The sequence below is a fragment of the Paenibacillus forsythiae T98 genome, from assembly GCF_000520735.1.
Lineage (GTDB): Bacteria > Bacillota > Bacilli > Paenibacillales > Paenibacillaceae > Paenibacillus_AQ > Paenibacillus_AQ forsythiae.
Genome location: NZ_ASSC01000360.1, coordinates 1 through 8,457, shown reverse-complemented (window position 1 = coordinate 8,457; position 8,457 = coordinate 1). Strand labels below are relative to the sequence as shown.

The 8,457-nt window shown below is 48.8% G+C and carries 9 protein-coding genes and 1 pseudogene; 2 read left to right on the top strand and 8 right to left on the bottom strand.

Features of this window, described 5'->3' with window-relative positions; genetic code table 11:
* Window positions 1–92: 92 nt before the first annotated feature.
* The 4 genes from L692_RS0111520 to L692_RS0111505 form a co-directional block, all read right to left on the bottom strand.
* Window positions 93–1,046 carry a family 2A encapsulin nanocompartment shell protein gene (locus L692_RS0111520; RefSeq protein WP_025699975.1) on the bottom strand — a complete coding sequence of 318 codons (954 nt, stop codon included), beginning with the start codon at window positions 1,044–1,046 and terminating at the stop codon, window positions 93–95.
* Between the two features lie 199 nt (window positions 1,047–1,245).
* Window positions 1,246–2,706: a molybdopterin-synthase adenylyltransferase MoeB gene (gene moeB / locus L692_RS0111515; RefSeq protein WP_025699973.1), complete on the bottom strand. Its 1,461-nt coding sequence runs from the start codon at window positions 2,704–2,706 to the stop codon at window positions 1,246–1,248.
* 4 nt (window positions 2,707–2,710) lie between these two features.
* On the bottom strand, window positions 2,711–3,139 hold the full coding sequence (locus L692_RS0111510; protein ID WP_025699971.1) for a M67 family metallopeptidase: 429 nt from the start codon (window positions 3,137–3,139) through the stop codon (window positions 2,711–2,713).
* Entirely contained in the window at window positions 3,136–4,065 is a 930-nt protein-coding gene (locus tag L692_RS0111505; RefSeq protein WP_036723301.1) for a PLP-dependent cysteine synthase family protein, read from the bottom strand. The genes L692_RS0111510 and L692_RS0111505 overlap by 4 nt, the downstream gene beginning before the upstream one ends.
* Window positions 4,066–4,613: 548 nt before the next feature.
* On the opposite strand from L692_RS0111505, the gene L692_RS0111500 reads away from it, so the two are divergent.
* A complete protein-coding gene (locus L692_RS0111500) occupies window positions 4,614–4,973 on the top strand; it encodes a winged helix-turn-helix transcriptional regulator (protein ID WP_025699967.1) in 360 nt (119 codons plus the stop codon).
* Between the two features lie 120 nt (window positions 4,974–5,093).
* Here the strand turns inward: L692_RS0111500 and tnpB are convergent, their stop codons facing one another.
* From tnpB to L692_RS0111485, 3 genes are all read right to left on the bottom strand, one after another.
* Window positions 5,094–6,197 (bottom strand): IS200/IS605 family element RNA-guided endonuclease TnpB, encoded by a 1,104-nt coding sequence (gene tnpB, locus L692_RS28540; RefSeq protein ID WP_036723299.1) that lies wholly within the window; start codon window positions 6,195–6,197, stop codon window positions 5,094–5,096.
* A 6-nt stretch (window positions 6,198–6,203) separates the two neighbouring features.
* Window positions 6,204–6,605 carry an IS200/IS605 family transposase gene (gene tnpA / locus L692_RS0111490; RefSeq protein ID WP_025699965.1) on the bottom strand — a complete coding sequence of 134 codons (402 nt, stop codon included), beginning with the start codon at window positions 6,603–6,605 and terminating at the stop codon, window positions 6,204–6,206.
* A 246-nt stretch (window positions 6,606–6,851) separates the two neighbouring features.
* Entirely contained in the window at window positions 6,852–7,415 is a 564-nt protein-coding gene (locus tag L692_RS0111485) for an NAD(P)H-dependent oxidoreductase (RefSeq protein ID WP_025699964.1), read from the bottom strand.
* A 264-nt stretch (window positions 7,416–7,679) separates the two neighbouring features.
* Here L692_RS0111485 and L692_RS33510 point away from each other — a divergent pair.
* Window positions 7,680–7,846: pseudogene (locus L692_RS33510) on the top strand (tRNA-binding protein); the annotation flags it as partial.
* A gap of 267 nt (window positions 7,847–8,113) precedes the next feature.
* On the opposite strand, the gene L692_RS0111475 reads toward L692_RS33510, so the two are convergent.
* Window positions 8,114–8,457 (bottom strand): IclR family transcriptional regulator domain-containing protein (locus L692_RS0111475; protein ID WP_025699962.1); only part of this gene is annotated, 344 nt, incomplete at its 5' end.

Here is an 8,457-nt window from a genome sequence, read left to right as displayed (position 1 = left end):
CGGCCTCGGCGGCCCCTTCCGGCGAAAATTCCGGAAAGTATGCGCCAGCCAGCGCCGCCAGGACGGATGGGTCCGGAAGGGATGGATGTCCGTTATTCGTAGTCATAGTAATTACCCACATCCACATCCTCCAGCACACCTACCGCGTCATCCGCAAGGATGGCGGCAGAGCAGTACAAGGAGAGGAGATACGAGCCGACACCCTGCTTGTCGATGCCTGTGAAACGAACCGAAAGGCCGCGGGACTGCTCGCCCGGAAGCCCCGTTTGATACAAGCCGAGCACGCCCTGCTTGCTCTCTCCGGTGCGGACAAGCAAAATATTCGTTTTGCCCGCCTGGCCTTTCGGGTTCTTATGACCGTCGACGAACAGCTTGTCCGTAGGAATAATAGGGATGCCTCTCCAGGTCAGGAAATGCGCGCCGAAGATTTGCACCGTTTGCGGCGGAACGCCGCGTCTTGTGCATTCCCGGCCGATGGCCGCGATAGCCCGCGGGTGAGCCAGGAAATAGGAAGGCTCCTTCCACACCTTGGAGATCAGCTCGTCCAGATCATCCGGCGTCGGCGCGCCGTTGCGCGTTTGAATGCGCTGGGACGGGGCCGCATTTTTCAGAAGACCGTAATCGTCGCTGTTGATGAGCTGGCTCTCCTGTCTTTCCTTGATGCTCTCGATGGCCAGGCGCAATTGCTCCTGAATCTGGTTAAACGGGCTGCTGTATATGTCCGATACGCGGGTATTGACATTGATAACCGTCGAAATGGAGTTCAGCACATATTCGCGCGGGTTCGCGCTATAATCGACGAAGCCTTCGGTAATGTTCGAGGTGTCGCCGGTGCTGCACAAAATATCGAGCGGCGTATCGCCTTCCTGCACCTTGTTAAGCCGGTAAATCCCGGTTTCAAGCCCTTTCCATTCGAACAGCCTTGTGATCCAGCGCGGCGTAAGCGAATCGAATTGAGGTGCGGATTTAGTTACATTTGCCAGTTGATATGCTGCCGACGAACCGAGCGCCGGCACGGCCAGATTTCCATTGTTTTGTTCGGCCATAGAGAATCCCCCTTAAATTAAAATCATAATGAAAAAATATATAATATGGCCCATCGCCGCAGCGATATGTACTTACCTCCAGGAGCGAGTCGGCAATGCGCCAAACCGTCCGATCCGGCGGCCTCCCGGCTCATGTGTATCAAGCGCCATGGTTCGGCAATGGGCCTACTATAAATAAGTTTATAAGTCAGATTTTGCGTCAGTACTGCGCTATCCGGGGATCGATCTCCTGAGCCCATGCGTTCATGCCGTCTTTCAAATTCAGCAGTCTGCCGGTATAGCCGGAGTCCCGCAACGTGCGGATCGCCATCACGCTGCGCTGCCCGATTTTACATATGACGACCGTATCGCGCTCTGGATCAAGCTCCGCTTTCCGGCGAACGATCTGTCCGAAGGGAATGGCTTTGGTGTCCGGCAGCTTGCCCATCGCAAGCTCATGAGGCTCCCGGATGTCCAGGATCTGCACCTGCTCCCCGCCATCGAAGCGTCTTTTCAGTTCGGCGGCCGTAATCTCCTCAATCGGCTCTTCCTCGGCAGGCTTCTTCAGACCGCAAAATTCTTCATAATCAATAGGGGATGTAATGGTAGGATGTGTTCCGCAAATGGGGCAGTTCGTATCCTTGCCGAGCTTAAGCTCCCGAAACTTCATCTTCAGCGCGTCGAACAGCAGCAGACGATTGATTAGAGGCTCACCTTTGCCAAGGAGCAGCTTGATCGTTTCATTCGCCTGAATGCAGCCGATGATACCGGGAAGGACGCCGAGAATGCCGCCTTCCGAGCAAGTGGGGACCAGTCCGGCTGGAGGCGGCTCCGGATACAGGCAGCGGTAACAGGCCCCCTCCTGCGCGTAGAACACGCTGACCTGCCCCTCGAAGCGGAATACGGAGCCGTACACGTTCGGCTTGCCCAGTAACACGCAGGCGTCATTGACCAGATAGCGCGTCGGGAAATTATCCGTGCCATCCACAACGACATCATAATCCTTGATAATGTCGAGGGCGTTCTGACTGGTCAGTCTCTGCTCAATGGCAATGACATTGACTTTCGGGTTAATGCTCTTGATCCGGTCCTTGGCGGATGCGATCTTCGGCCTGCCAATATCGCGCGTGCCATGAATGATCTGCCGCTGCAAGTTCGTTTCATCCACGAAATCAAAATCGACAATGCCGAGCGTCCCGACGCCCGCGGCCGCCAAATACATGGCGACCGGCGCGCCAAGTCCTCCGGTTCCGATCAGCAGAACCCGGCTTTTTTTGAGGATGCGCTGCCCTTCCACGCCAACCTCCGGCAGAATAAGGTGACGGCTGTACCGGGTAATTTCGTCTTTGGTCAGCTCGGGAAGCCCGTCAAGGTCCGGGCTCCCGCCTCCTTCCGTGTCCACGGGAGATCCGCCCGCGATGGAAGGCACAAGCATTACGTCATCGCCATCCGACAAGGCCGTCTGCAAGCCGTTCTTGTGCCGGATGTCCTCTTCGTTCACATAAATATTCACATAGCTGCGCAGCTGGCCCTGATCGTTAAACAAATGGCGCCGAAGATCGACAAATTGTTCGGTCAAAGCGGTCAACGCTTCTTCAACCGTCGCCGCCTCCACGCCGACTTCCGACAAACCGTCCGTAAAAGAGCGCAGGGCGGTAGGAATAAGCAAACTTACTGTCATACGGCTAATCCTCCCTAATAATGGTTTCAGAATGGAATGCGGAGCGGTCAGTGTTCAGCTCCCAGGAAGTCAATTCCTCAGCCTGCCCCTCCGCAACCGCAACAATCAGATAGGAGTAGGTCGGCCAGGCATGCTCCAGATCAAATGCGGAAGGACGCGCGGGATGATCGGGATGCGAATGATAGAAGCCAAGAACATCAAGCTTATGCTTCCGGGCGTACATCTCGCTTCTCATGATGTCCTCCGAAGTGATGAGGAAGCGGTTATGTCTGGCCTGCTCTTCCCGCGAATTGGAAATCGGAAGCAGCTCGGTCACCGCCTTCGACTGCTCCTCGCTGAGCAGCCCGAACACAATGCCGCAGCACTCGTGCGGATAATCCTTCTCGGCGTGTCTATTGATTTGATCGATATGCTCCTGCTTCAGATGAATCATGTCGTCTCTCCCCTTGTCCACAGCCCGTCGCTCAAATATCGAAGCCCGCTGTCGCATAGAATGGTCACGACGACTGATCCGGGAGGGACGGTAGCAGCCAGCTTCAGCGCGGCATGCACATTGGCTCCGGAGCTGATTCCGACCAGCAGCCCTTCCTCCCGCGCCAGCCTGCGCGTCATGGCGTACGCTTCCTCGGTTTCGACCTCTATCAGCCCGTCGGCCACCGTCTGGTCGTAGATTCCCGGTTTCAGCGTTGTCGCCAGGTGCTTCATACCCTCCAGACCATGCAGAGGCGAATCCGGCTGCATCGCAACGGTCTGAATAGCCGGATTCAATTCCTTCAACCGTCTGGAAGTTCCGATAAAGGTGCCCGACGTGCCCATGCCGGCGATAAAATGAGTGACCTTATGATCCGTCTGTTCCCAGATTTCCGGCGCGGTCGTCTCATAGTGGGCTTTCCAGTTCGCGTCATTATTGTATTGATCGGGGTAAAAATACCGATCCGCCTCAAGCTCCGCTATTCGTTTAGCTTCAAGCTGCGCGCCATCCGAGCTTAGCAGCGGATCGGTCTCGATAATTTCCGCGTGATACGCCCGCAAAATCCGCTTGCGTTCGACATTCGCGTTACCCGGAAGGCACAAGGTTACTTTGTACCCTAGAGCCGCGCCAATCATCGCGTAGGCAATGCCGGTATTGCCGCTCGTCCCGTCGATAATGGATTTGCCCTTGGTCAATTGCCCCGACCGGATTCCCTCCACAATCATGGCCTTTGCGGCCCGGTCCTTGACCGAACCGCTCGGATTGAGCTGCTCGGCCTTCACATACACGCTCACGTCGGTTCGCCCCAAATCCTCAGTCACACTCGCAAGACGGATAAGCGGGGTATTGCCGATAGATTCAATAATCCTGTATTGGTTATTTGCCAATGTGAAGTCCCCTAACCTGCTGGCGCTTGCGCCAGTTTTTCCGCAATAACACTATGTCCAACTAATCCTAGCAACTTTGTAGGAATAACTTGATTTCATTATAGCAGTTCGCTATTTTTCTGTCTAGCGGCTTCTTTGAAAAAAAGACATTTTCTCCTTGGAATAGACAAGTCCCGCCGGTTGCTGCTCCGTGTAAAGGTAAGCTGTGCAACACAAAGAAGCGCGGGATTCCGATGTTCGGACCCGCGCCCTTTTTAATGGGATGGCTATGTTAAATTACACTGTTGATATTTGATATTTCCGAACATTTGTTCTTTATATACTTTTTGCAATCCCATAATGAAACGATCAGCAAACTTCGACGGTCGGCTTTTTCTTGCTGAACAAACGGGCAGTTTAACCTGATAAACCCTCGCCGCCTCATGAGTTACGCCGAGCGCCAGGGCGTTTCAACTGCGATCTTACAACCTTTTAAAAGGATTGCATAATGATCTTAAGTAAAGTATATATATTTATAGCATATATTCAACAAAAGGAGAGTGTAACTTGTGCACGAAACCTGTGTTCCGACCGGCGTGAAACTAAAAGATACTGGCTTTGGATACACGTTGTCCTTAATAGGCGGTAAATATAAAATGATCATTATGTATTGGCTGTCTGAAAATAAAGTTATGCGGTTTAATGAACTAAAGCGATCTATCGGTACCATTTCCTTTAAAACGCTAAGCATCATGTTAAAAGAACTTGAGGCAGATAGCCTTATCATACGCAAGGAATTTCCCCAAGTACCTCCAAAAGTTGAATATTCATTATCTGAACGTGGTCTTTCTCTCATTCCGGTGCTAAATATGATGTGCGAGTGGGGGGAGAAAAACAGTGTGCCAGCTTTGGAGGCTGTACAGCGATAGGCATAGCTATTTTGTTTAATTGAACCTCTCATGACTAAAGTCACGAGATTCTTGGGTAGTCCCTTCAACGAAGAGAAATTTACCAAGCTAACCCTGTCGTTCCGACAGTTCGTGTAAGGATTACACAGCAAGAAGTCTTTTGCCTTCGGCAAGAATGTTCAGGCTTGCGTTAAAGTCTCGGTCGTGGTGCGCTCCACATTCTGGGCAGTCCCATTCACGCAACTTTAGGTCTTTTACATCTTTGTGCTTATAGCCACAGCAGGAGCATAGCTGCGAAGATGCGAATGTTTTACCCACAGCCACAACTATGCGACCATACCACTTCGCTTTGTACTCTAGCATGGAGCGAAACATCGACCAGGAAACCTCGCTAATTGCCTTAGCTAACTTATGATTCTTGACCATATTGGCTACCTGTAAATCTTCAATCGCAATGATGTCGTGGTTTTTGACAATATGCGTTGAAATTTGTTGCAAGTAGTCCGTACGAGCATTCGTGATTTTCTCGTGAATTCGCGCTACTTTGATGCGTTGCTTGTTCCAATTGCTGCTGCCTTTCATCATGCGTGAAAGTTTACGCTGTGCCCTTGCCAGTTTTTCTTCCAGTCTGCGAAAGAATTTAGGGTTGCCAACTACTACGCCATTGGATAGAATTGCAAAATCTTTCAAACCAACATCGATGCCAACTTCTTTGCCTGTTTTGGGCAATTCTTGGATGTTAGCTTCTACAAGCACAGATACAAAGTATTTGCCGCTTGGATGGCGTCTAATCGTAGCGTTCAGGATACGTCCTTCAACTTCACGGCTTTTAGCAAATTTCACAAGTCCAAGTTTAGGTAACTTGATCTGATTGTCTACCATTTCAATATTTCCATTCGTGTAGTTTGTTTGGTAAGACTGTACAGGATTCTTTTTACTCTTAAACTTAGGCGCATCGTTTTGTTTTTTGAAAAAGCGATGGTAGGCGTCACTCAAATTCCTCAGTGCATTTTGTAAAGAAAATTTGTCCGGTTCTTTCAACCAGTCTAGTTCTTGTTTTAGTTTTGTAAGTTCAGCAGAACATGCACCATAAGATAAGCCTTTTCCTGTTTCTTTATATGTGTCACTCCATAGGGCTAGAAAACGATTAAATACAAATCGAGCGCATCCAATCGTCTTGTTAATGAGTGTGGCTTGTTCTGGCGTGGGGTAAATGCGAAATTTGTAAGCTTTATTCACTACCATGGCTTTTCACTTCACTTTCTGATTTTGAATATACGTTCTTATCTGTGCTTCTGTATGTTCACTTCCTGTTGCAACAAAATAAGAAGGATTCCAAAGATTGCCTCCCCACAATTTCTGTCTAATCTTTGGAAACTCTTTAAACAAAAGTCTTGCGGAAACACCTTTTAATGCTTTTATCATACCCGGTATCGAATGCTGTGGTGTACAATCCACTAAAAGATGAATGTGATCGGAGTCACTTTCAATGTCAGATATTGTGAAGTTGTTATCGGATGCAATCTGAACAAGAATTTCTTTTAGTCTTACGTCTATTTCTTCGACAAGAATCTTGTGTCGGTACTTTACGCACCATACGATGTGGTACTGAATGGCATAGACATAACCACGACCATGCTTGATTTCGGACATATCATCACCTCTGGCTACAGAATAACATATGTCAGTGTTATTTTTCTATAGAAACCTTGACACTAAAGGGATTGTTGTAATAGTCACCTAAACATGTGTCGGATATTTAACGTGGCATATGCCACGCCCTATCCGAAGTTTTCTAACTCACGACTGAAGTCACGAGTTTGTGAAAACTATGCATCAAAAGAAGTATCTCCGAACAAGGAAATACTTCTTTTTTTATGGCTTCATAAAGCTGCTTTTTTAAAGGTTGTAAATAAAATCCAAATAATCTTGTGCGCTTTTTTCCAATTCGCTCGCAGATGTCTCATTTTCCGTACCGGGCACATTTTCACCCGCTTCGTTTTCCGTACCATAAAACGCAAAGAACGAACGATAATCTGCTTTGCAGTATAGGAAGGTCGTTTCAAACGGAACCAATATTTGTTCAAGTGTATACCGATATCTCCCTATTTCACTATAATCTCCTTTTTTGATTCCTGCAGAAACACCAAGTGCAACTTTGCGGTTTTTTAATTTATCGCCTTCGTTCGAACCATAAGCCCAACCGTAAGCCAATACATCGTCAAGCCATTTTTTAAGGAGAGGCGGACAATTAAACCAATATATAGGGAACTGCAATACAAGATTACCATGCGATTCAACCAATTTTTGTTCTTTTTCCACGTCTAAGTTTCCATCAGGGTAAACCTTATACAATTCGTGAACAGTATACTTTTCCGGATATTTTTCGAATTCCTCTGCCCATCTTTTATTAATGACGGATGTTTCTATGCTTGGGTGTGTTACGATAACAAGAGTCTTCAAAGATTTGCCCTCCTTATGTTTTATTTATTTCTTTTTAGAGTATAAAGATTACACTGCAAATATATAAGTATGCACTTTTATTACAGGTACTGTCATTAAGGAGAGTGCTGCACTGCACATACACAAAATGTTGTTGACAACGAATTATGAATATTCAACGACAGATACAATAGTCAAAAGAGCAGATCGCCACGGCAGTCTGCTCTTTATTAAAGTACTGACAAATTAGTAGGGATTGATAATTTTTTAAAAATTGACCTTCGAATGGGTACAACCGTGGCGGCAGAACACTTCCAGAAGCACGTATTCCGGCTATAAAAATGAAAATTTATTTCGGGGTGATCGGCATCAAAAGTTCGAGGGCACAGATTACAAAGAGATATACACCTGAATCGATTATAGGTCGCCAAGTCGTCGCTGTCGTCAACTTCCGGGTCGGTAAAGGAGATTTTCACATGCATTTCTTTATAGATATCCAGCGCGTTGCTCTGAATAACATCGCCTGTGCTCAGTCTGGCCGGCATATCAGGATTTAGAGAAAAACTCATAACCATATCCTTCATAACGATCTCAGGTTTGCGGAGAAATATTTCATACACGATTCTGTCGGCTTGTTATTCATTTTTACCATAAAATCCGGCGGCAGCTCGGGACTCCATTCACGTCCACAACTGCGCCGGCATTTACTTTGAGATGAATCAGCTCACCATCAGTCCCATCTCCGCAGCCGCTTCCTTCAGCACATCCGCATATTCGACCAGCGTCTCCCGGGACAGCCTGCTGACCGGCCCGGACACCGACAACGCGGCGGCCACCTCGCCGCTTCGCCCGATGACGGGCACGGCCACAGCGGCCGCGCCCGGCTCGCGTTCCTCAAAGCTGGTCGCATAGCCCGAGCGGATTACTTCCCTCAACTGATCCGTATATCCCTGGCGGTCAATCGCCCGCGGCCAGTCCTCGCCCTCCAGCAGCCCCCTTTGGATCTCCGGAGGAGCGTAAGCGGCCAGCACCTTGCTGGAGGCTCCGACGGACAGCGGCAGCG